The organism is Streptomyces javensis (genome assembly GCF_039525925.1).
Lineage (GTDB): Bacteria > Actinomycetota > Actinomycetes > Streptomycetales > Streptomycetaceae > Streptomyces > Streptomyces asiaticus.
This window is the reverse complement of record NZ_BAAAIF010000017.1, coordinates 123,171-144,231: the sequence shown is the minus strand read 5'-3', so window position 1 is coordinate 144,231 and position 21,061 is coordinate 123,171. Positions and strand designations below refer to the sequence as shown.

At 72.4% G+C, this 21,061-nt stretch carries 15 protein-coding genes; 11 read left to right on the top strand and 4 right to left on the bottom strand.

The window, feature by feature from the left end; translation table 11 throughout:
- Nucleotides 1–17: 17 nt before the first annotated feature.
- The 11 genes from ABD329_RS18065 (at nucleotide 18) to ABD329_RS18015 (ending at nucleotide 17,632) form a co-directional block, all read left to right on the top strand.
- Complete coding sequence (locus ABD329_RS18065) at nucleotides 18–845, top strand: carbohydrate ABC transporter permease (protein ID WP_344316634.1); 828 nt, start codon at nucleotides 18–20, stop codon at nucleotides 843–845.
- 20 nt (nucleotides 846–865) lie between these two features.
- A complete protein-coding gene (locus ABD329_RS18060) occupies nucleotides 866–1,909 on the top strand; it encodes a LacI family DNA-binding transcriptional regulator (protein WP_344316632.1) in 1,044 nt (347 codons plus the stop codon).
- A 79-nt stretch (nucleotides 1,910–1,988) separates the two neighbouring features.
- A complete protein-coding gene (locus ABD329_RS18055; protein WP_198281205.1) occupies nucleotides 1,989–3,923 on the top strand; it encodes a cellulase family glycosylhydrolase in 1,935 nt (644 codons plus the stop codon).
- A complete protein-coding gene (locus ABD329_RS18050) occupies nucleotides 3,920–6,190 on the top strand; it encodes a glycoside hydrolase family 3 N-terminal domain-containing protein (RefSeq protein ID WP_198281204.1) in 2,271 nt (756 codons plus the stop codon). The genes ABD329_RS18055 and ABD329_RS18050 overlap by 4 nt, the downstream gene beginning before the upstream one ends.
- Before the next feature lie 112 nt (nucleotides 6,191–6,302).
- Entirely contained in the window at nucleotides 6,303–8,258 is a 1,956-nt protein-coding gene (locus ABD329_RS18045) for a glycoside hydrolase family 5 protein (RefSeq protein ID WP_344316631.1), read from the top strand.
- A gap of 125 nt (nucleotides 8,259–8,383) precedes the next feature.
- Nucleotides 8,384–9,211 (top strand): ABC transporter ATP-binding protein, encoded by an 828-nt coding sequence (locus tag ABD329_RS18040; protein WP_198281996.1) that lies wholly within the window; start codon nucleotides 8,384–8,386, stop codon nucleotides 9,209–9,211.
- A gap of 49 nt (nucleotides 9,212–9,260) precedes the next feature.
- On the top strand, nucleotides 9,261–10,187 hold the full coding sequence (locus ABD329_RS18035) for an ABC transporter permease (RefSeq protein WP_246619164.1): 927 nt from the start codon (nucleotides 9,261–9,263) through the stop codon (nucleotides 10,185–10,187).
- A gap of 44 nt (nucleotides 10,188–10,231) precedes the next feature.
- Nucleotides 10,232–11,386, top strand: a complete 1,155-nt coding sequence (locus tag ABD329_RS18030) for an ABC transporter substrate-binding protein (protein WP_344316629.1) — start codon at nucleotides 10,232–10,234, stop codon at nucleotides 11,384–11,386.
- 177 nt (nucleotides 11,387–11,563) lie between these two features.
- Nucleotides 11,564–12,946, top strand: a complete 1,383-nt coding sequence (locus ABD329_RS18025) for a cytochrome P450 (protein WP_198282069.1) — start codon at nucleotides 11,564–11,566, stop codon at nucleotides 12,944–12,946.
- Between the two features lie 205 nt (nucleotides 12,947–13,151).
- Nucleotides 13,152–14,093 carry an NAD-dependent epimerase/dehydratase family protein gene (locus ABD329_RS18020; RefSeq protein ID WP_198277062.1) on the top strand — a complete coding sequence of 314 codons (942 nt, stop codon included), beginning with the start codon at nucleotides 13,152–13,154 and terminating at the stop codon, nucleotides 14,091–14,093.
- Nucleotides 14,090–17,632, top strand: a complete 3,543-nt coding sequence (locus ABD329_RS18015; RefSeq protein ID WP_425574349.1) for an aminotransferase class I/II-fold pyridoxal phosphate-dependent enzyme — start codon at nucleotides 14,090–14,092, stop codon at nucleotides 17,630–17,632. Before ABD329_RS18020 ends, ABD329_RS18015 begins: the two co-directional genes overlap by 4 nt.
- Before the next feature lie 22 nt (nucleotides 17,633–17,654).
- Here the strand turns inward: ABD329_RS18015 and ABD329_RS18010 are convergent, their stop codons facing one another.
- The 4 genes from ABD329_RS18010 to ABD329_RS17995 form a co-directional block, all read right to left on the bottom strand.
- Nucleotides 17,655–18,224: a toxin gene (locus tag ABD329_RS18010; protein WP_198277063.1), complete on the bottom strand. Its 570-nt coding sequence runs from the start codon at nucleotides 18,222–18,224 to the stop codon at nucleotides 17,655–17,657.
- 13 nt (nucleotides 18,225–18,237) lie between these two features.
- On the bottom strand, nucleotides 18,238–18,678 hold the full coding sequence (locus ABD329_RS18005; protein WP_198277064.1) for a helix-turn-helix domain-containing protein: 441 nt from the start codon (nucleotides 18,676–18,678) through the stop codon (nucleotides 18,238–18,240).
- Nucleotides 18,679–19,074: 396 nt separating this feature from the next.
- The gene (locus ABD329_RS18000; protein WP_198277065.1) at nucleotides 19,075–20,229 is read right to left on the bottom strand and encodes an MAB_1171c family putative transporter; all 1,155 of its coding nucleotides are present in this window, start codon (nucleotides 20,227–20,229) and stop codon (nucleotides 19,075–19,077) included.
- 40 nt (nucleotides 20,230–20,269) lie between these two features.
- A complete protein-coding gene (locus ABD329_RS17995) occupies nucleotides 20,270–20,998 on the bottom strand; it encodes a TetR-like C-terminal domain-containing protein (protein WP_198277066.1) in 729 nt (242 codons plus the stop codon).
- Nucleotides 20,999–21,061: the final 63 nt, after the last annotated feature.

The window sequence follows — 21,061 nt, the reverse complement described above, 5'->3', positions numbered from 1 at the left end:
TCGTGAGGCGGCTCACCATGAAACTCGGCAAGCGCTGGCTGCCCGCACACATCCTGGTGTGGACCTACGCGGTACTCCTGATCGTGCCGCTCTACTACTTCCTCGCCTCCGCGTTCAAGAGCAACGAGGAGATCTTCGCCCATCCCTTCGCACTGCCCGAGTCGCTCGGCTTCGGCAACTTCCGTACCGCCTACGACAGCGCCGACCTGGGCACCGCCGTCGTCAACTCCGCCCTGGTGACGGTCCTCGCCCTGGCGCTGACCCTGCTGCTGGCGCTGCCCGCGGCGTTCGCGCTCGCCCGCTCGACCGGACGGCTCGCCTCGGCGATGGAGAAGGTCTTCTCGCTGGGGTTCCTGATCCCCACGTTCGCGGCGCTCTTCCCCACCTTCCTGCTCGCCGCCGCCACCGGGCTGTTCCACACCCGGCTGTTCATGGTCTTCCTCCTGCCCGCGACGGCGATGCCGCTGTCGGTGGTGATCCTGGTGCAGTTCATGCGGACCATCCCCAGGGAGATGGAGGAGGCCGCCCGGATGGACGGGGCGTCCACCTACACGGTGCTGCGCCACATCTACATACCGATGTGCCTGCCCGGCATCGCCACCGTGCTCCTGCTGAACTTCCTCACCTTCTGGAACGAGTACCTGTACTCGCTGGTCATCATCGGTCCCGACCCCGAGCAGCGCACCGTGCAGGTGGCCCTGCCCACCCTCAAGGCCATCACCGGAACCGATTACGGCGTCCTCACCGCCGGTACCGTCCTGACCCTGATCCCCGTATGGGTCGTCTACACGGTGCTCCAGAAGCGCATGCAGCAGGCGCTCATCAACGGGGCGGTCAAGGCGTGAGCACGACCTCCGGTCAAGGTGTGAGCACGACCGCCGCGAAACCGGGACGGCGCCCCACCATCAAAGAGGTGGCGGCCGCCGCCGGGGTGTCCACCGCCGCCGTCTCCCAGGCGTTCAACGACAAGGGCCGGCTGTCGGAGGCCACCCGGCAGCGCATCCTGGACACCGCGACGGAGCTCGGCTGGTCACCGAGCGCGTCCGCCGCCGCCCTGCGCAGCGCCCGTACCCGCACCCTCGCCCTCGTCGTCCGGCGCCCCACCGATGTGCTCGGCGCGGACCCGCACTTCAGCGAGCTGATCACCGGTATCGAGGGCGAACTGGCGCCCCGCGGCTACGGTCTGCTGCTGCACCTGGTGGCCGGGGCCCAGGAGGAGAACGCCCTCTACAAGCGGCTCGCGGCCGAGGGCCGCGTCGACGGCGCCGTCCTGACCGACGCCCGCGCCGACGACCCGCGCCCCGCCCTGCTGGCCCGCCTCGGCCTGCCCGCCGTGCTGCTCGGTCCCCCCGACCGCGCCGCCGCCGTGCCACGCGTCGGCCTCGGCCACCAGGACGCCGCCGTCGAGGAGGTCGTCCGCCACCTCCTCGGGCTCGGACACCGGCGGATCGCCTATGTGGCGGGCCCCGCCGACCTGAAGCACACCCGGCTGCGCGGCGGCGTCTTCGAGACCGCCCTCCGGCAGGCGGGGCTGCGGCCCTACGCGGTCCTGCACACCGATTTCACCGAAGTGTCCGCCGTCGCCGCCACCCAGGCACTGCTGGACGCCGCCGACCGCGCCACCGCGATCGTCTACGCCAACGACTCGATGGCGATGTGCGGTATCGGCGCCGCCCAGCGCGCCGGGCTGCGCGTCCCCGACGATCTGTCGGTCGTCGGCCACGACAACCTGCCGCTCGGCCGCTGGCTGCACCCCCGGCTGACCACGGTCGACCAGCAGGTGCAGCGGGTCGGCGCGGCCGCCGCCCGGCTGCTCCTCGCACGCTGCGGCGAGAACGTCGAGGAGACGGCGCTCGACGACCGGCCACGGCTGGTCGTCCGCGAGTCCACCGGACCCGCCCCCGGCTGACGGCCGACACCTGAGCCCCCGACCCCGGCCCCGCGCCGGGCCACCCCCCACCCCGTACCACCGACATCCGAGAAGGACCATGCGACGCCACAGCGCCCAGCTCACCCACCACCCCGCCGTCCTGCCCTGGCTCGGCGCCAACTTCTGGTCCCGCACCGGCGGGCCCCTGATGTGGCGCGACTACGACCCGACGACGGTCCGCGCGGAGCTGAGGGTGCTGCGCGAGCACGGCCTGACGATGACCCGGTCGTTCTTCTACTGGCCCGACTTCCACCCGGAGCCCCACCGCGTCGACGAGACGCTGTGCGAGCGCTTCCGCGACTTCCTCGACGCCCACACCGAGACGGGCATGGGCACGGTGCCCACCTTCATCGTCGGACACATGTCGGGCGAGAACTGGGACCCCGCCTGGCGCGGTGGCCGCGACCTCTACGAGGACGTGTGGATGGTCGGCCGCCAGGCGTGGTTCGCGTCCCAGATGACCCGCCGCTTCAAGGACCACCCGGCGGTCACCGGCTGGCTCATCACCAATGAGATGCCCGGCTACGGCCGCATCTACCAGGTGGATCCGCCCTCCTCCGAGGTGGTGACCGCCTGGGCGCAGGCCATGTGCAACGCCGTACGGGCGGCCGGTGGCACCCAGCCCGTCTCCCTCGGCGACGGCGCCTGGGGCATCGAGGTCACCGGCCGCGACAATGGCTTCTCGCTGCGCGAGACCGCCGAATACGTGGACTTCGTGGGCCCGCACGTCTACCGCTCGGACACCGACCGGCCCCGTCAGCACCTGCGCGCCGCCTTCGAGTGCGAACTGGCGTCGGTCACCGGACAGCCCGTGGTCCTGGAGGAGTTCGGGCTCTCCACGGACACCGTGTCCGAGCGGAACGCGGCGGTCTACTACCGGCAGACCCTGCACAACTCGCTGCTCGGTGGGGCCACGGGCTGGATCGCCTGGAACAACACCGACTACGACGACCTGTGGGACCGCTCGCCGTACGACCACCACCCCTTCGAGATGCACTTCGGCATCACCGACCACACCGGCGCCCCCAAGGCCCCGCTGCTCGAACTCGCCGCGTTCGCCGACGTGTTGAAGGCCGTGGACTTCGCACACTGCCGACGCGCCGACGCGGACGCCGCCCTGGTCGTGCCCGCCTTCCTAGAGCGCGGCTACCCCTACAGCAGGCCCGCCGACCGGCCGCTGATCTTCACATCGCTGCATCAGAGCTATGTGGCCACCCGCGCCGCCGACCTGCCGGTGGGCTTCACCCGGGAGGCCGACGGACTGCCCGGCGACGCGGCCCTGTATCTGCTCCCCGCCACCCGTCAGCTCACCACGCGCACCCGGCGTGAGCTCGAACGCCGCGCCCACGCGGGCGCCACCGTCTACCTCTCGTTCTGCTCCGGGGAGCACCCGGGGACCCGCGGCCCGTGGTTCGACGACCTGGACGGGCTGTTCGGCGTGGAACTACAGCTCTCCTACGGCGTGGCCGAGCCCATCGAGGACGACGTCCTGGAGATGACGTTCACCGAGGACTTCGGCGGGCTGACGGCCGGGACCTCGCTGCGCTTCCCCGTCGCGGGCAACGAGGACAGCCGGGCGTATCTGCCGGTGGTGCCGCGTGATGCCCGGGTGGTGGCCGTCGACGCCCACGGGCGGCCCGCCCTCCTGGTGCGCGACACCGGGCGCGGCCGCACCGTCCTGGCCACCTACCCCCTGGAGCACATGGCCGCCCGCACCGCCCGCGCCAACCCCGAGGAGACCCACCGGCTGTACGCGGCGCTCGGCGACGTGGCCGGGGTCCACCGCCCGGTGACGGTCGACAGCCCCCACGTCGGCGCGGACCTCCTTGTCCACGACGACGGGCGCCGCTTCGTCTGGCTGGTCAGCCAGAGCCCCGAGGAGGTCACCGTCCGCCCCGCCGCCGAGGGAACGCTGCGTGACCTCGCGTCCGGCGCGGCGACGGCGGATGTGACACTCGGCCCGTACGGTGTGCGCGTCCTGGAGCTGACATGACCGACCAGCTCTACCGCGACCCGGCCGCGCCCGTGGCGGAGCGGGTCCGCGATCTGCTGGGGCGCATGACCCTCACCGAGAAGGTCGGCCAGGTCAACCAGCGGATGTACGGCTGGCACGCCTACGAGCGCACCGACGGCGGCCACCGGCTCACCGACGCCTTCCGCGCCGAGGTCGCCGCGTACGGCGGGCTGGGCGCCCTGTACGGACTCCAGCGGGCCGACGCCTGGTCCGGCGTCGGCTTCGCCGACGGCATCACCGCGGAGGACGGGGCGCGGGTCGCCGACGCCGTACAGCGGCACGTCGTGGAGAACACCCGACTCGGCATACCCGTGCTGCTCGTCGAGGAGGTTCCGCACGGCCACCAGGCCCTGGACGGCACCGTGCTGCCGGTCAACCTCGCCGTGGGCGCCACCTGGGACCCCGGGCTCTACGAGGACGCGGCGGCAGCGGTCGGCGCGGAGGTGCGGGCACGCGGTGGCCACGTGGCGCTGGTCTCCGCCCTCGACCTGGTGCGCGACCCGCGCTGGGGACGTGCGGAGGAGTGCTTCGGCGAGGACCCGTATCTGGCGGCCCGGCTCACCGGGGCGCTGGTGCGGGGGATGCGCACGGCGGACGTGGCCGTGGTGCTCAAGCACTTCGCCGGACAGGGGGCCGCGGTCGGCGGACGCAACAGCGCGGCCACCGAACTGGGCGCCCGCGAGCTGCACGAGATCCATCTGGCGGCTGCCCGGGCCGGGATACGCGCCGGTGCGGCCGGGGTGATGGCGGCGTACAACGAGTTCGACGGCCTGCCCTGCGTCGCCAGCCGACCGCTGCTGACCGAACTCCTCCGGGAGCGGCTGGGGTTCGACGGCCTCGTGATGGCGGACGGTGGCGCCATCGACCGTCTGGTCCGGCTCACGGGCGACCCGGTGGCCGCGGGCGCCCTGGCCCTCGACGCCGGATGCGACCTGAGCCTCTGGGATGCCTGTTTTCCGCGGCTGGCCGAGGCGGTGGCCCAGGGGCTCGTCGCGGAGCGGACCCTGGACACCGCCGTGGCCCGGGTGCTGGCGCTGAAGTTCCGCCTGGGCCTCTTCGAGCGGCCCTACGCGCCTGCCGTGGACCGGCCCGCCGACCCGCGTGAGCTGAGTGAACGCATCGCCCGCGCGTCCATCACCCTGCTCGCCCACGACGGGGGAGTCCTGCCGCTGGCACCCTCGGCCCGCCGGATCGCCGTCCTCGGCCCGAACGCCGACTCCATCGCCCAGCAGATCGGCGACTACACCGCGCCACAGCGCCCCGGCTCCCACCACGTCACGGTCCTGGACGGCATCCGGTCGGCCGCGCCGCCGGACACCGAGGTCACCTACGGGCCAGGGTGCGAGCTGGTCGGCGGCGACCTCTCCGGTGTCCCCGAGGCGGTCGCGCTGGCGTCAGCGGCGGACATCGCGGTGCTCGTCCTGGGCGGATCCAGCGCCCGGTCCGGTGACACCACCTTCGACAGCAACGGCGCCGCGGTGGTGAGCTCCGCCAACCCCGCGGGTATGACCTGCGGCGAGGGCGTCGACCTGGCGGAACTGCGCCTGCCCGAGGGGCAGTTGGCGCTCCTGGACGCGGTGGCGGCCACGGGGGTGCCGGTCGTCGTGGTCCTCGTCCAGGGCCGTCCGCACGCCCTGCCCGACCTCTCGGAGAAGGCCGCGGCGGTGCTGAGCGCCTGGTACCCGGGCCCGTGGGGCGGGCGGGCCGTCGCCGACGTGCTGTTCGGCACGGCCGGGCCCGAGGGGCGGCTGCCGGTGTCCATCCCCAGGTCGGCCGCGCAGCTGCCGGTGTTCTACAACGCCAAGGACCACCGGTACCGCGGCTATGTGGACCAGCCCGCCACCGCCCGCTACGCCTTCGGCCACGGCCTCTCGTGCACCACGGTCGCGTACGCGCCGCCGCGACTCTCCCGTGCCCGGGTGACCGCGGACGACCCGGCGCTCATCTGCCGGGCCACCGTGCGCAACACGGGTGAGCGGCCGGTGCGCGAGACGGTCCAGCTCTATGTGCGCCGGCTGTCGGGCGGCTCCTCGTGGCCCCGCGTCCGCGAGCTCCGTGGCTTCGCCCGCCTCGAGCTGCGGCCGGGGGAGGAGGCCGAGGCCGTGTTCGCGGTCGACGCCGACACCCTCGCCTCCGTCACCCGGGACCTGGGCCTCGCCGTCGAACCCGGTGAACTCCTGCTGGAGACCGGGCCCTCGTCCGGCGAAACGCAGGGGGCGCGGTTGGTGATCGAGCCGTCGAGCTGATCGAACGCCGCTGTCTGGACGGTGATGTGATGGGCCGTCAGTATGGTGCCAGGGCGCGCCGGGTCCGGCGGTGCCGCGTTCGGGCACCATCGCTCACCCACGGGAAGGCCGCATGCCGACCAGGAGATCACTCAGGTACCTGACGGGAATCGCGTCGATCCTCGCCCTGCTGGCCATGGCGCCGGGACCGGTCGCCACCGCCCGGCAGCCCGTCGCGGAGGCGGTCCCCGCCGTCACCGCCAAGGCCGCCTCCGTCTCCGCCAAGGCCGCCTCCGCCCCCGCGGCTGACGCCTGGCAGCCGCCGCTGTCGACCCGCGGCCGGTACATCGTGGACGCCAAGGGCGACCGCTTCCGGCTCAAGTCGGCCAACTGGGACGGCGCGCAGGGCTCGTGGACGGGCAGCGGCAGTGTGGACGACCCCGCCAACCACCACTCCGGGCAGAACTCCTCCGGCATCCCCCTCGCCCTGGACCGGGTGCCCCTGCCGACACTGCTCGCCGACTTCCACCGGCTGGGCATCAACAGCATCCGGCTGCCGTTCTCCAACGAGATGATCCACACCACGGCGACCGTCCCGGACAGCGCCGTGGCCGCCAACACCCAACTGCGCGGAAGGACACCCCTCCAGATCTTCGACGTCGTGGTGTCCGCACTCAGCCGGGACGGCTTCGCCGTCATCCTCAACAACCACACCAACACCACCCGATGGTGCTGCGGCATCGACGGCAACGAGCGGTGGAACAGCGGCCAGTCCACGCAAGCGTGGATCGACGACTGGGTCTTCATGGCCCGCCGTTACGCCGACGAGCCACGTGTGGTGGGCGCCGACCTCTACAACGAGGTGCGCCGCGATGTCCTGGACGACCCCAACTGGGGCCTCGGCGACCAGCACGACTGGTACACCGCCGCGCAACGTGCCGCCGACCGCATCCTCACCGAGGCCGACCCCGATCTCCTCATCGTGATCGAGGGCATCAACTGGACCGGGATTCCGGTGGACGGGCTGCCCCACGAACGCCCCACCCTGGCCCCCGCGCGCACCCTCTCGCACACCCTCACAGACGCCCACAAGCTGGTGTACTCGGCCCACTTCTACGGATACACCGGCCCGCGCCACAGCGGTGCCACCGGCGTCGGCGAGACCCACGACCCCCGGTACCAGGACCTCAGCCGGGATGAGCTGTATCGAACCCTCACCGACCAGGCGTTCTTCGTCGCCGAGGACAGCGGAAAGCACTACACCGCACCCGTGTGGATCAGCGAGTTCGGCATCGGATCGGCCGAGACGGGTACCGCGCCGCGCGCCTGGTTCACCCATATCACCGACTACTTCGCCGACCATGACGCCGACTTCGCCTACTGGCCACTCGTGGGCTGGGAAGGCCACGACGACTGGGCGCTGCTGCGCTACGACGCCACGGGCCGCGGATATGGAATCCTCGACCAGGGCGACTGGCGCGGCGCGGCGTGGCGGCGGCTGATGACCGCGCCCGGACACACCGGCCCCGTCGACCGCGTACCGGTCTGGCGCATGCTCGTCACCGACCACGGCGACCATGTGCAGTCCCTGATCGAGCGGGGCCGGGGCGACTGGGATCCGGGCGCCTACAAGGCGGCCTGCCCCGATGGGCTGCGGCTGATCGGCCTCAGCCACACCTCCGGGCGCGGGCTGTGCACCGACACCGGCGCCGACGACCCGCGCGCCCCCGGCACCGCCCATACGGTCGTCACGGACGAACGGTACGTACCGGCCGGTGGCGACTGGGCCTCCGGCTACACCAAGTTCCAGTGCCCCTCGGACCAGTTCCTCATCGGCTACAGCCGCCGTGGCAGCCGGGTGTCCGCCGCACTGTGCGCCCCGGCCCGGTCCCCGTTGGGCGCCACGGGACGTACGGTCTGGTTCGACCGCTCCGACAACCGGCCGGCCGACGCCGCGGGGGGCGACTTCGCCCACGGTGCCTACAAGGGGCAGTGCGCGGACGGCGAGTACGCCGCCGGTATCGCCTTCACCACGCGGGTGGGCGGCTCCGGCGGCCCGGACGCGCTGCTGTGCCGCCGTCTGTCCTGAGTAATGCCCCTGGGGTGCCAGTCGCTCCGCCACCCTTGCCCGAATCTGACGGGGCGTCATATCGTAAAGCGGTGCGCGCAGCCGTTGTCGCACGACACCCGCTCGACCGGATCAGGAGATACGGGGTGGAGCCGCACACCACACCCGGGGCCGCGCCGAAAGTACGTGCCCGCGCGGTGACCCGCACCTTCGGGCATGGAACCCGGCAGGTGCACGCCCTCGGACCACTCGATATGGACATTCGGCACGGGGAGTTCTGCTGCATCGTCGGCCCGTCCGGATGCGGCAAGTCCACGTTCCTGCGCATCGTCGCCGGACTCGTCCGCCCCAGCGGTGGCGAGGTCGAGATTCGCGCGCGTCGCCGGCACCCGGCCGCGATGATCCCGCAGGACTACGGCATCTACGACTGGAAGACCGTGCTGGCCAATGTCCGCTTCGGCCTCGATGTGCGGCGTGTGCCACGCAAGGCCGCCGACGCGCGGGCCCGGGACTGGCTGGCCCGGCTCGGTCTCTCCGACTTCGCCGACGCCTACCCGGCCACCCTGTCGGGCGGGATGCGGCAGCGGGTGGCGATCGCCCGCGCGCTCGCGGTGGAGCCGGAGGTGCTGCTCCTGGACGAACCGTTCGCCGCGCTCGACGCCCAGTTGCGCACCATCCTCCAGGACGAGCTGCTGGCGGTGTGCCAGGCCACCCGTACCACCGCACTGTTCGTCACCCACAGCCTGGAGGAGGCGATCGTGCTCGGGGACCGGGTGGTGGTGATGTCGGCCAGGCCCGGCAGGGTGATCGCCGAACGGCGCCCGCCGTTCGAACGCCCGCGCACCGGGGCGATGCGCCACGCTCCGCGGTTCGCCGCGTTGCGGTCCGAGCTGTGGGAACTCCTGCGCGACGAGGTGCGGCGGGGCGGGGCCGGTGCCACCGCCCCGGCGGACCCGGTGAGGAATCCCTCATGACGAGCGAGAACGGGAATCCCTCAGGTACGGGCGAGAACGGGAATCCCTCATGAAGGGCGAGAACACCGCCGCCTCGGCCCCGACCGCGCGGCCCGGTGAACGCCCCGCTGAAGGCGAACAGGGCGGCGCGCCCGCCGAGACGACGCTGCTGGTGCGGCGCCCCGGGCCGGGCGAGCGCGATCCGGTCCGCGCCCACCGGCGCCGCCGCGCCATCGAACTCTCCCTCGCCCTCGCCGTGCCCGCCGCGCTGATCCTGCTGTGGCAGCTCGCCGCGGACCAGCGCTGGATCGACCCGCGTATCTACCCCGCGCCGTCCACGATCGCGGCGGACGGCTGGCAGCGCGCCGCCGACGGCAAGCTGTGGCCGGACGTATGGGCCACCCTCAAGCGGGTGATCGCCGGTTATGCGCTCGGCACCGCGGCGGGCTATCTGTTCGGGCTGCTGATGGGTGCGCTGCGGATGGTCCGCGCGGCGCTGGAACCGTTGCTCGACGCGCTGTACGTCGTGCCCAAACTCGCACTGCTCCCCGTGTTCCTCAATATGTTCGGCCTCGGCGAGGGACCCCAGATCGCGCTCGTCGCGACCACCGTCTTCTTCTTCGTGTGGATCTCCACAATGGCCGCCGTGATGGGCGTCGCCGAGGGCCACCGGGAGGCGGGGCGGGTATTCGGCGCCGGTCCCTGGCAGATGTTCCGCCACGTCCTGCTGCCCGCCTCGCTGCCGCAGGTCCTCGTCGGCATGCGGGTCGCGGCCGGAGTGGCGGTCCTGGTCATCGTGGCCTCCGAGCAGATCGCCGCGAACGACGGCCTCGGCCACCTGATCTTCGACTCGCGGACGCTGTTCCAGAACGACGTGATGTTCGTCGGCATCGTCTGCGTGGCCGTGCTCGGCGTGGTCTTCTCCGAACTCGTCCGGTTCATCGGTCGCCGGCTCACCCCCTGGGCGCCGCGGGACCGCGGCCGGCCCCAGTCCTGACCCCCACCTCGGCTCCGACCCCCGGCCCCCGGAAGGCGGCACCCATGGCACGGACACCCTCCCTCGCCCGCGCCCTCCTCACCGGCGTGACCCTGCTGGGCGTCCTCGGCTCCCTCGCCGCCTGCGACGCGCGGACCTCGGACTCGGCGGGTCCGGGCGTGCGCGGCAAGCCCCGTCCGATCACCCCCGTCGCGGGCTGCGCCAAGGGCTGGACCGACCCCTCCGACAGGTCCGCCACCCGTGAACCCGCCCGTTGCGCGCCCGGCGCGCCCGCGCCGAAGCCGCTGAAGAGGAGGACGAAGGTCGTCGTCTCCGCGTCCACGCTGACCGCCGAATATCTGGCGCCCCTGCGGATCGGTGTGGCGAAGGGCGAATTCAGCAAGGAGAAGCTCGACGTCGAGGTGAAGCTGCTGCCCACCCCGGACGCGCTTCCGCTGCTCGCCAAGGGCGATGTCGACGTCCAGTACGCGGCGCCGGAGGCCGCCGTGCTCAACGGCATCCGGCAGGGGTTCGACATTCGCTGGGTCGCCGGCAACTTCACGCCCGCGCCCGGCTCCAGGAGCGGATTCTGGGCCAGGCTGCGGCCGGGGGAGACGGCGGGCGGGGTCAGCCTCAAGGACCGTACGGTCGGCACCCTCATCGGCAAGGGGTCGGTCATCACGTACCCGATGGAGAAGGTGCTCTCCGCGCACAAGGCCGACATGGACAGCGTCCGCTTCCAGCAGCTCGGCCCGGCCGAGGTCCTCGCCTCGCTGAAGAACGGCGGTGTGGACGCGGCCTGGCTGCTCGACCCGGTGTGGCGCCAGGTGGACGGCGACGCGGGCTACGCCTTCCTCGGCGGTCAGCCGAGCGGTGAACCGCTCGGCGGGCTCCTGTTCGGACCCGATCTGCTGACCGGGGACCCGGACGCGGGGGTGGCGTTCCTGCGCGCCTACATCCGCACCGTCAACACCTACTTCGCCGGCGACTACAAGAAGGACAAGGCGTTCCTGGACGACCTCGGCGACGTGCTCAAGACCGAGCCGGACACGCTGGCCGCCGTGCCGTCGCTGCGCATGGACTGGGAGATCCGCGCGGGCACCGTGGACCGCCTCCAGAAGGCGTACGCCACCGCCGGGGTGGTCGAGGGCGACCCGCTGCCCGAGGACAAGGTCGTGGACCGCTCGTTCTACGCGGAGGCGGTCGGCCACAAGCCCTAGCCTGCTCAAAGCCCTAAGGGGTGTCCCTGTTCAGCCCGCCGAACGGCCGCTAGTGTGGCCTGCGCCGTAGCGGGCCGACTCTCGCTCCGTGCCGCGCGTCAGATGCCGTGTGGCTACCCCCACACGGATCCCGCGGCCCGGCCGGAATGGTCCAGCTGTCGCCCTAAGGACATCGAAATGCACTTCCCTCCTTCCGAGCCGTCCGAGCTGGAGTCCCTGGCGGTCGAGCCGCTGATGACACGGGACTTCGAGACCCGGCCCGCCTCGGTCTACGCACGCCTGCGGGCCCGGTACGGGCCGGTGGCACCCGTCGATCTGCACGGGGTGCCGGTCTGGCTGGTGCTCGGCTACCGCGAGGTGCGGGAGGTGCTGCGCGACGAGAGCGCGTGGAAGAAGGACGTCCAGCACTGGCGGTGGCTGCGCGAGGGCCGGGTGCCGTCCGACTGGCCGCATCTGCCCGGCTACCAGGTCAGCCATCTGCTGGTCCAGGACGACCAGCGGCACAAGGCGACACGCGCCGCCGTGGAGGAGGCGCTCGCCCCCTTCCAGGACTCCGACGCGCCCCAGTCCTGGGAACTGGCGAACGCCGTCTCGCGCCACGCCGACGAGCTGATCACCTTCTTCGCGGACGGCAGCGAGAGCGGATGGGTGGACCTGGGCGCGCAGTTCGCCCGGGCGCTGCCGCTGATGGCCGTCAACCGGCTCTTCGGCTTTCCGGTCGAGCAGGGCGACGACGTGTTCATGGACTCGTGGCGCATGGTGGACGGCGGCCCGGACGCCGCGGCGGCCGTGGGCCGGCTGGTGGCCGCGACGACCGAACTCGCCGCGTACAAGAGGCAGAACCCCGGCGACGACCTGACCACCCGGCTGCTGGCCGTCGAGCCCCCGCTGACGGTGGAGCAGATCGGGCTGGAGCTGTACGCGATCATCGTCATCATGTCGGAGCTGGTCAGCCACGCCATCACCAACAGCGTGCTGGAGGTGCTGGCCGGGGAGGCCGGGACGCGCGCCGGACTGATGGCGGGGCCGGTCGAGGAGCTGGTCAACCGCGTGCACATCGCCTCGCCGCCGTGGGTCAACCTCACCTTCCGCTTTCCCGCGGTCGACACCGACCTGGGGGACTTCCGGCTCGCCGCGGGCGATGTGGTGGTGCCCTCGATCGCCGCCGCGCACGGCGACCCGATGTTCGCCACGCCCGGGAGCCAGGACGCGTCGGTGAGTTCGCGCGCCCATCTGGCCTGGGGCGCGGGGCCGCACCAGTGCCCGGGCCGGGGGCTCGCCGACATGGTTGTCACCACGGCGGTGGGCAAGCTGTTCGAACGGTGCGACTTCGAACTGGGCCTGCCCGTCGACCAGTTGCCCTGGCGCTCGTCCACGCATGTACGCGGTCTGAAGTCCTTCCCGGTCCGGTACCGGATGCGGACACGGCAGACCCCGGTGCCCCCGACCGCCCCGTTGCCGGAGGCCGAGCCGGTCACGGAGGCGACGCCCGCCCCCGCCCGGCCGGAACGGCCCCGCTCCGCGCTTTGGCGCTTCCTGGCGAGCCTGCGCCGGGGCTAGGGGGCTGGCGGATTGCCCCGCCTGCGGCGAGCTGCCCCCTCCCCTCCCCGCCCCTCCCCGAAGCCGGGGCTCCGCCCCAGACCCCGAAACCGGGGCGCCGCGCTACCTGCCCTCAGCGGGAACCGGCGCCTCCCGGTGAACGGAGTGAACGGCCCATCGGAACGTCTGCCGCAAAAGCCACAGACACTCGCGCTAGTGTGCGCGCGTGAACCTTCATGTCGTCATAGGATTCGGGCCCGCGGGGGCGGCCACTGCTCGGCTGCTCGCCGAAAGAGGCCATACGGTACGCGTCATCACCAGGTCGGGCCGCGGCCCGGAACCGGGTATCGAGCACGTCGCGCTGGACGCGACGGACAGCGAGCGACTGACCGAGGCCGTGCGGGGCGCGGCCGCCCTCTACAGCTGTGGCGCACCGCCCTACCACCGCTGGGCGAGTGAATGGCCGCCCCTGGCCGCGTCGCTCCGCGCGACCGCCGAGGCCACCGGGGCGGTCCTGGTCATGCTCGGCAACCTCTACGGCTACGGCCCGGTGGACGGGCCCATGACCGAGGAGCTGCCGCTCGCCGCCACCGGCACCAAGGGGCGGGTGCGCGCCGCCGGGTGGGAGCAGGCGCGCGACCTCCATGAGCAGGGCCGTATCAAGGCGGTCGAGGTGCGGGCCTCGGACTTCTTCGGGCCCGGGGTGACCGACGGCGGGCACCTCGCCGCGCGGGTCATGCCACCCGTGCTGCGCGGCAAGTCGGTCTCCTCGCTCGGCGACCCCGACACCCCGCACAGCTGGAGCTATGTCCCCGATGTGGCCGCCGCCCTGGCCGAGGTGGCGGGCGAGGAGCGGGCCTGGGGGCGCGCCTGGCACGTACCGACGGCGCCCGCGCTGTCCACCCGCGAGATGGTCGACCGCCTCGCCACCGAGGCGGGGACCGGGCCGGTCGCGGTGCGCAGGCTGCCGTCGGCCGTGCTGGGTCTCGCGTCGCTGTTCTCCCCGCTGCTGCGCGAGCTCAAGGAGGTCCGCTACCAGTTCGACCGGCCCTTCGTCATGGACGCGAGCGCCTACGAAGCCGAGTTCGCGGTGCGCGCCACCCCCGTCGAGGAGCAGGTCAAGGCGACGGTGGAGTGGTGGCGCGAGCGACTGGCCACCGCCGGGTGACGGCCGTGACAGCGAAGGAATCCACCGTGGGTGCGAGCGGCACGCGGCGCGATGACGTCGCGATCGTGGGAATGGCCTGCCGGTTCCCGGGGGCGCGGAACGTCAACCAGTACTGGCGGCTGCTCAATGAGCCGCGGGCGCAGTTCGCCACCGTCCCGGACTCGAGATGGCGCACCGCCACCTTCCTCAGCGACAACTTACGTGACACATCCGCGACCTATACGGACACCATGGCGCTGCTGCCGGACGTGGGCCACTTCGACGCGGCGCACTACGGCATCCCGCCACGCCGGGCCAGATCGATGGATCCGCAGGGGCGGCTGCTGATCGACCTGACCCGTGAGGCCATCCAGGACGCCGGATGGGAGGCCGAGGGCTTCGACCGCGAGGAGACCTCGGTGATCACGGCCCTCACCGAGAGCGGCTATCGCGAGATCACCACCATGCGCATCCGGATGCGCCAGCTGACCGGCGGCGAGTTCGGGGCGCGGGCCACCGACCCCGGGTGGCCGGAGACGGTCCGCGCGGTGGACGGGCTGCACGGCTCGTCGGTCGCCGGACTGCTGCTCAACATGGGGCCCAACACGGTCAGTTCGGTCTTCGATCTGCACGGCGAGAGCTATGCGCTGGACTCGGCGTGCTCCGGTGGTCTCATGGCCGTGGCCAACGCCGTGTTCGCACTGCGCGCGGGCCGCTGCCGCATCGCCCTGGCGGGCGGCGCCCAGCTGATCCTCGCCCCCGATCTGCTGGTGGGGCTCTGCCGGATCGGCGCCATCTCGCGCACCGGCAGATGCCTGCCGTTCGGCGCGGAGGCCGATGGCTTCGTCCTGGGGGAGGGCGCCGGGGTCCTGGCGCTGCGCCCCCTGGCCGACGCGCTGGCCGCCGGCGACCGGGTCTACGCGGTGATACGGGGCGTGGGCACGGCCAACGACGGGACCGTACAGGGCGGAATGCACCCCCAGGCGGCCGGTCAGCTCAGGGCCCTGCGCCGGGCCTACCGCGACGCCGATCTGACCCCCGACGCGGTGGGCTACCTCGAGGCACACGGCACCGGGACCACCGTCGGCGATCCGGTCGAGGTCGGCGTCCTGGGCGAACTGCGGGGGGCGCGGGGCGCGCCCGCCTTCCTCGGCGCCGTGAAGGCGGTGGTCGGACACGCGCTCAACGCCGCCGGGGTGGCCGGGCTGGTCAAGACCGTGCTGGCCGTGCACCGGGGGGTGATACCGCCACAGCCGGAGTTCGAACTCGCCGACCGCTCCGGACTCGACGCCGCGCGGCTGATCGTCCCGACGAAGCCCACCGTATGGCCGGAGTCCGGGCAGCCGCGCCGCGCGGGGGTGAGCGCGTTCGGCTTCGGCGGCACCGGTGTCCATCTGGTGGTGGAGGAATCCGCCACCGCCGCCGCCGGGGCCGCGGCCCGCCCCGCACCGGCCCGTCCCGCACCGGACGAGGGGCCGCGACTGCTGGTGCTCAGCGCCCGCGACCGGGCCGGGCTGGCCCGTTACGCCCGGGAGCTGGCCGACACCCTCGCCGAGGACCGGCCGCCGCTGGCCGCGGTGGCGGGCACCCTGGCCCGCCGGGCTCCGCTCGCCGAACGCCTCGCCCTGGTGGCCGAGGACACCGCCGACGCCGTCACCAAGCTGGCCGCCGCGGCCGAGGCCGTGGCGGCCGGCCGCACCGGGCGGCTCGGGCCGGGGCAGCTGACCGGCACGGTGCCACCCGGTGAGGAGCCGGAGACGGCCGTCGTGCCCGCGCCCGGCTCGCTGTCCGCCGAGGAGCGCTCGGCGGGGCTGGCCCGGCTCGCCGAGCGCGCGGTCACCGGCGCGGGGCTCCGCCCGGTGCTGGAGCACATACCCCCCTGCACCCTGCCACCGAGCCCGCTCGCCCCGCGCCACCACTGGGCGGTGGACGAGTCGGCACGCGCCCCGGAGGAGGCCCCGCCCGCCCTCGTGGCGGTGCGGGACGGCCGGACCGGGGTGGCGGAGGACCGGCCCGGGCCGGTGGAGGCGCGGGCCGGTGGCGGATCCGCGGCGACCATCGTGCTCGAAGAGCTCTCGCGCACCGGCGTCTTCCCGCTCGCCGATCTGACCGAGCGGATGAAGCTGGTGACCGACCTCGGCTTCGACTCCCTGATGCTCCAGGAGCTGGAGGTCAACATCGGCAAGCGGATACCGGGATTCCGCACCGAGGAGATCTTCTCGCCCGACCTCACCGTGGCACGGCTGGTCGGACTGGTCGATCCGCATCTCACCGGGGAACCGGTCCTCGGTGAGCCGCTGCCCCGGGAGACACGGGGGGACGTGGACGGGAACGGGAACGGGGACTGGGACGCGGCGACCGCGTGCGCCGATGACTTCCCCGAGGTGCGCCAGTTCGAGGAGCGCCTGAGCGCGATCACCGGCAGCGGCGCGGACTTCCCGTACTTCCGCGTCCACCAGGGCACCATCCGCGATACGACCATGATCGACGACAGGCCGTATCTGTCCTTCGGCAGCTACAACTACCTGGGGCTCTCCGGCCATCCGGCGGTCAACGAGGCCGTGCACCAGGCGGTGGACCGGTACGGGACCTCGGTCTCGGCGAGCCGGGTGCTCTCCGGCGAACGGGACCTGACCGTACGGCTGGAGCGGGCGCTGGCCGACTTCCTCGGCACCGCGGACTGCCTGGCGCTGGTGAGCGGCCACGCCACCAACGTCACCGCGATCGGGCACCTCGTCGGGGCGCGGGACCTGGTGGTGCACGACGCGCTCGCCCACGACAGCATCCTCCAGGGCTGCGCCCTGTCCGGGGCGGCGCGGCGCCCGTTCGCCCACAACGACATCGGCGCGCTCGAGGACACACTGCGGCGCAACCGGTCCCGGTTCAGACGGGTGCTGATCGTCGTGGAGGGCGCGTACAGCATGGACGGCGACCTGGTGGACCTGCCCGCCGTGATCGACCTGAAGCGGCGCTACGGCGCCCTGCTGATGGTCGACGAGGCGCACAGCATCGGCACCGTGGGCGAACGCGGCCGTGGCGTCGGTGAGTTCTTCGGCGTCGACCGGGCCGATGTGGACCTGTGGATGGGCACCCTGTCCAAGACGTTCGCCAGCTGCGGTGGCTATCTCGGCGGCTCGGCCCGGATGGTGCGGTGGCTGCGGCATACGCTGCCGGGCTTCGTCTACAGCGTCGGCCTGACCCCGGCCAACGCGGCCGCGGCGCTGACCGCCACCGAGCTGATCGTCGCCGAACCCCACCGGGTGCGTGCCCTGCGGCGCAACGCGGAACTCTTCCTCGGCCTGGCCGCTTCGGCCGGTCTGGCGACGGGCACCAGCGCCCACACCCCGATCGTGCCGTGTCTCCTCGGCGACTCGGCGAGAACCCTGCACATCGCGGACCGGCTGTTCGACCGCGGTGTGATCGCCGATCCGATCTTCCATCCCGCCGTGGAGGAGGGGCTGGCCAGGCTGCGGTTCTTCGTCACCAGCGAGCACCGCGAGGACGACATCCGGCGCGCCGTGGCGATCCTGGCCGAGGAGGTGGCGGCCACTGGGGGATGACTGAGGCACCGTCGGATCAACCTCAGATCAGGGTGCGTTCGATCCGGCTGAGCATGGCGTCCTGCCCGGATGCCCCGGCGCCCCCTGCCGTGGGCGCGCCATGCCGCTCCTCGGTGCCGCCCACCCGCTGGGAGAGCAGATAGGCGATGATCTCCGCCTCCTGCTCCTGGACGTCGTCGTAGGTCGCGCGCAGGAGCATGTCACGCACGAGGTCGGGGTCGAGGTTGGGGAAGAGGAGGCGTGCGCTCGCCTCGTCCAGCCAACCCGCCCCGCGATGGCAGCAGATGATGTGGCCCAGCTCGTGCAAGATGATGTGCTCCTGATGCGCGCTGGTCGTGTTGGCGTCATAGAAGATCAGGTCCTCGTCGCGGGCGGCGACCCACATGCCGCAGGGGTGCGTGGCCGGCATCGGCATCGGGACCAGCGTGATCGGGCGGCCGCGGACCTCGCCGAGATGGCGGCAGAGATCGGCCACGTCGGACACCTCCGGCAGGTCGAGGTCGGCGATCCGCCGCGCACCGGCCTTCCGGAGCTTCTTGAGCTGACTGCGGCGGTCGTGATCGGCCGACCGTCCCTTGCCCGCGCCCCTCACCCAGCCGCACCTCTCATTCCGGGTCCGAGGTGTCGGCGACCGGCGGAAGGCCCTGGAGCTGCCGGTACTGATCCATGATGGTCGTGATGGCCTCGAGGTTCTCCTTCTTCATCCCCGCCGCGCGCATCGCCACGGCGCGGACCCCGGCCTGGCGCAGCGCCTCGATGGCGGCGATCTCGCTGAGCACCGACTCGGCGACCTGGTCGTCGAAGAAGTAGGCCACCGACACGCCGAAGAAGCGCGCCAGGGCCGCCAGCAGGTCCGGTGAGGGATTGGAGCGCTTGCCCGTCCGCAACTGCGACAGATACACACCCCCGACCTTCAGTTCGGGGTTGGCCCGCTTGAGCTCCTCCGCCACCTCGGCGTTGGTCCAGTGCTTGCCCTTGGGACGAACCGTCTTGAAGAGGTTGTCCAGACGCACTGCCAGCATGGGCCGGTCGTCAGTCTCGGACATGCGAATCTCCCTCCCTCACCTCCTCGGCTTTGCCCCCGGCTAATCGTCAGTTTCGCAGATTAGCGGTCAGTTGACAATCGGACGCAACTCCGCCACCGTGGACCTCGCCGATAGCTGCCAGCTAACTCCGCTCACGGGGGTGGCCGAGTTGGTTGCCAGCTCTATCGGCCTGGTCCGGCCCGGTCTTTCGGGGCCGGACCCGGGCCGGACCGAGTGGGGCCACCCACTCGGCTCGGAAAGAAGGAAACGGGGGACACGGGGGAAACACGGGGGAAGTCCCGCTCGGCCTGTCGGGGGCAGACCGGGCGGGATCCACCCGGGGACCGGGGCGCGAACGCGCCCGCGGCCCCTCAGCGCGAACGCCTACGGTCGTCCCTCAGCGCGCCGTGCGGGCCGTCAGCGGACCTTGCCGAGCCGCCGGTAGGCGGAGGCCACCTTCGTGAGCCAGACGACCTCGGCGGTGAAGTTGTCCGTGTCGCGGTCCCCGAAGTCGCCGGTGTCCGCGTTGTCGTCGGGAATCGTGCCGGTGCGCTTGGCGTGCAGGGCCTGCCTGATCTGCGCCGCCTCGGCGAACGCCTGCCGGGACTCCTCGCTCCCCCTGGGGCCCGCCCCGCCGTCGCCGTTCGTGGTGCGGTCGATGTAGGGGCGCAACTCCCGCCATCCGTCCCGTATCTCGATGACCCTCCGGTGCAGCCGGTAGTCGAGATCGGAGACCGCGGCCCCGGGCGGCTCCAGCACGATGTCCGGCGAGGACTCGTACAGATCCCGCCACAGCGGGTACAGCGCCCGGTAGGATCGGTAGCCGCGCGCCCACTCCAGCAGCCTGGTGGCCGACGGCCCCCAGGAGGAGATCGTCAGGGCGAGCGAGAGGGTGACGATGCCCAGCGCGCTGAAGACGGACGCGGCCAGGGTCCAGGCGCCGATGTCGAGCCCGCACGCGGCCGTGAGGACGTTGACCACCCGGGCCAGGCAGTACAGGAAGAGGATCACCGCGGCGACGGAGAGCAGCCGCAGGGCCTGCCGCAGCGAGGTCTTGCTCGCCATCCGGGCGTAGGGCCCGCACTGGCGCAGGATGGTGACGCACGGAACCGCCTGGGAGACCATGAAGACCAGGAGGTAGGTGAGGACCAGCGGCTGGCCGCTGCCGGTGTTGAAGTCCTCGGCCGGCCGTCCGGGGCCGTCGGCGATCAGGAAGAGCGCCGTAAGGAGCGCGTTGAGGGCGATTCCGGTGATCAGCCAGTAGCGGGCCCTGCGCCCCGACTCCTCGGCGTCGGCCGCCCAGCGCAGCAGGATGATCTGGGCGCTGACGCAGAAGGCGACCGCCGACAGGTGCATCACCAGGATCGCGAGGTTGCCGACGCCCAGGAAGCGCTCGCTCCCCATGGCGACGGCACCCATCGTGAAGGTGAGGCACTGCAACAGCAGGGTGACCAACAGCGTGCGGTAGGCGCTGTCCCGCCAGCCGCGTCTGACCTGGCACAGCCGGTAGCCGAGGGCGGCGTACGACGACAGCGCCGCGATGGCGAAGCAGAGAGTCTTGATGGTGTTCACGGCCCTTTCCCCCACAGGTGCCGCGCACGCGGCGAACGATTCAGTCGGTGTTCTCGCCCAAGGGAACCACGAGTCCGATCCCTTCGGCCGCGACGGCGACGGCGTAGTCGAAGAACGCGGTCTCGTCCCGGACGCTGTCATGGGTGCGGCTGAAGACCTGGAACACCAGGAGCCCGATCAGGCTGCTCCACAGCACGATGCCGCGCTCGATGAGGTCCGAGAACGGGGCCTCGGGGGTGCCGCCGAACAGCTGCACCGCCTCCGGCAGCAGCAGCGGCGGCCCCGGCACCTGCCGCCGGGGCGCGGTGAGTTCACCGGCCTCCAGCGCCGACCGCACGATGCCGGCCAGCACCGCGGGGGTGCGCGAGGCGGGCGGGACGGTCTCCTGCGGGGCGTGGTAGTCCGGCACCGGCGAGCCGTAGACCAGAGTGAACTCGCCGGGGTTGGCGAAGGACCACCGGCGCAGCGCCCGCGTGACCGCGAGCAGCCGCGCGCCCGCCGACGCGCCCGCGTCCCGGGCGGCCCGGTCGGCCTCCTCCATCGCGGCACCGGAGTCGTTGTAGGCGTCGATGAGCAGCGCGGTCAGCAGATCGTCCCGGTGCGGGAAGACGGCCTCCACCTCGCTGACGGACAGGCCGCTCTCCTGGGCGACGGCGGCCGGGGACAGCCCTCCGGCGCCCAGTTTCACCAGCAGCTGGCGCGCGGTGGTCGTGATGACCGCCGACGCCCCGGAGTTGTCGTCGGCGGAACGTGTTAAGGAAGCATCCATGGGCCAAACCGTACCGGTGCCACGGCACTTCGCGCCCCGCGGACCGTGACCTGAACCCTGACC

Bases quoted from the DNA above. Each gene is read 5' to 3' on its own strand.
- ABD329_RS18030 (WP_344316629.1), top strand. From the start codon at position 10,232: ATGGCACGGACACCCTCCCTCGCCCGCGCCCTCCTCACCGGCGTGACC.
- ABD329_RS18045 (WP_344316631.1), top strand. From the start codon at position 6,303: ATGCCGACCAGGAGATCACTCAGGTACCTGACGGGAATCGCGTCGATC.
- ABD329_RS18035 (WP_246619164.1), top strand. From the start codon at position 9,261: ATGAAGGGCGAGAACACCGCCGCCTCGGCCCCGACCGCGCGGCCCGGT.
- ABD329_RS17995 (WP_198277066.1), bottom strand. From the start codon at position 20,998: ATGGATGCTTCCTTAACACGTTCCGCCGACGACAACTCCGGGGCGTCG.
- ABD329_RS18050 (WP_198281204.1), top strand. From the start codon at position 3,920: ATGACCGACCAGCTCTACCGCGACCCGGCCGCGCCCGTGGCGGAGCGG.
- ABD329_RS18065 (WP_344316634.1), top strand. From the start codon at position 18: ATGAAACTCGGCAAGCGCTGGCTGCCCGCACACATCCTGGTGTGGACC.
- ABD329_RS18055 (WP_198281205.1), top strand. From the start codon at position 1,989: ATGCGACGCCACAGCGCCCAGCTCACCCACCACCCCGCCGTCCTGCCC.
- ABD329_RS18005 (WP_198277064.1), bottom strand. From the start codon at position 18,678: ATGTCCGAGACTGACGACCGGCCCATGCTGGCAGTGCGTCTGGACAAC.
- ABD329_RS18025 (WP_198282069.1), top strand. From the start codon at position 11,564: ATGCACTTCCCTCCTTCCGAGCCGTCCGAGCTGGAGTCCCTGGCGGTC.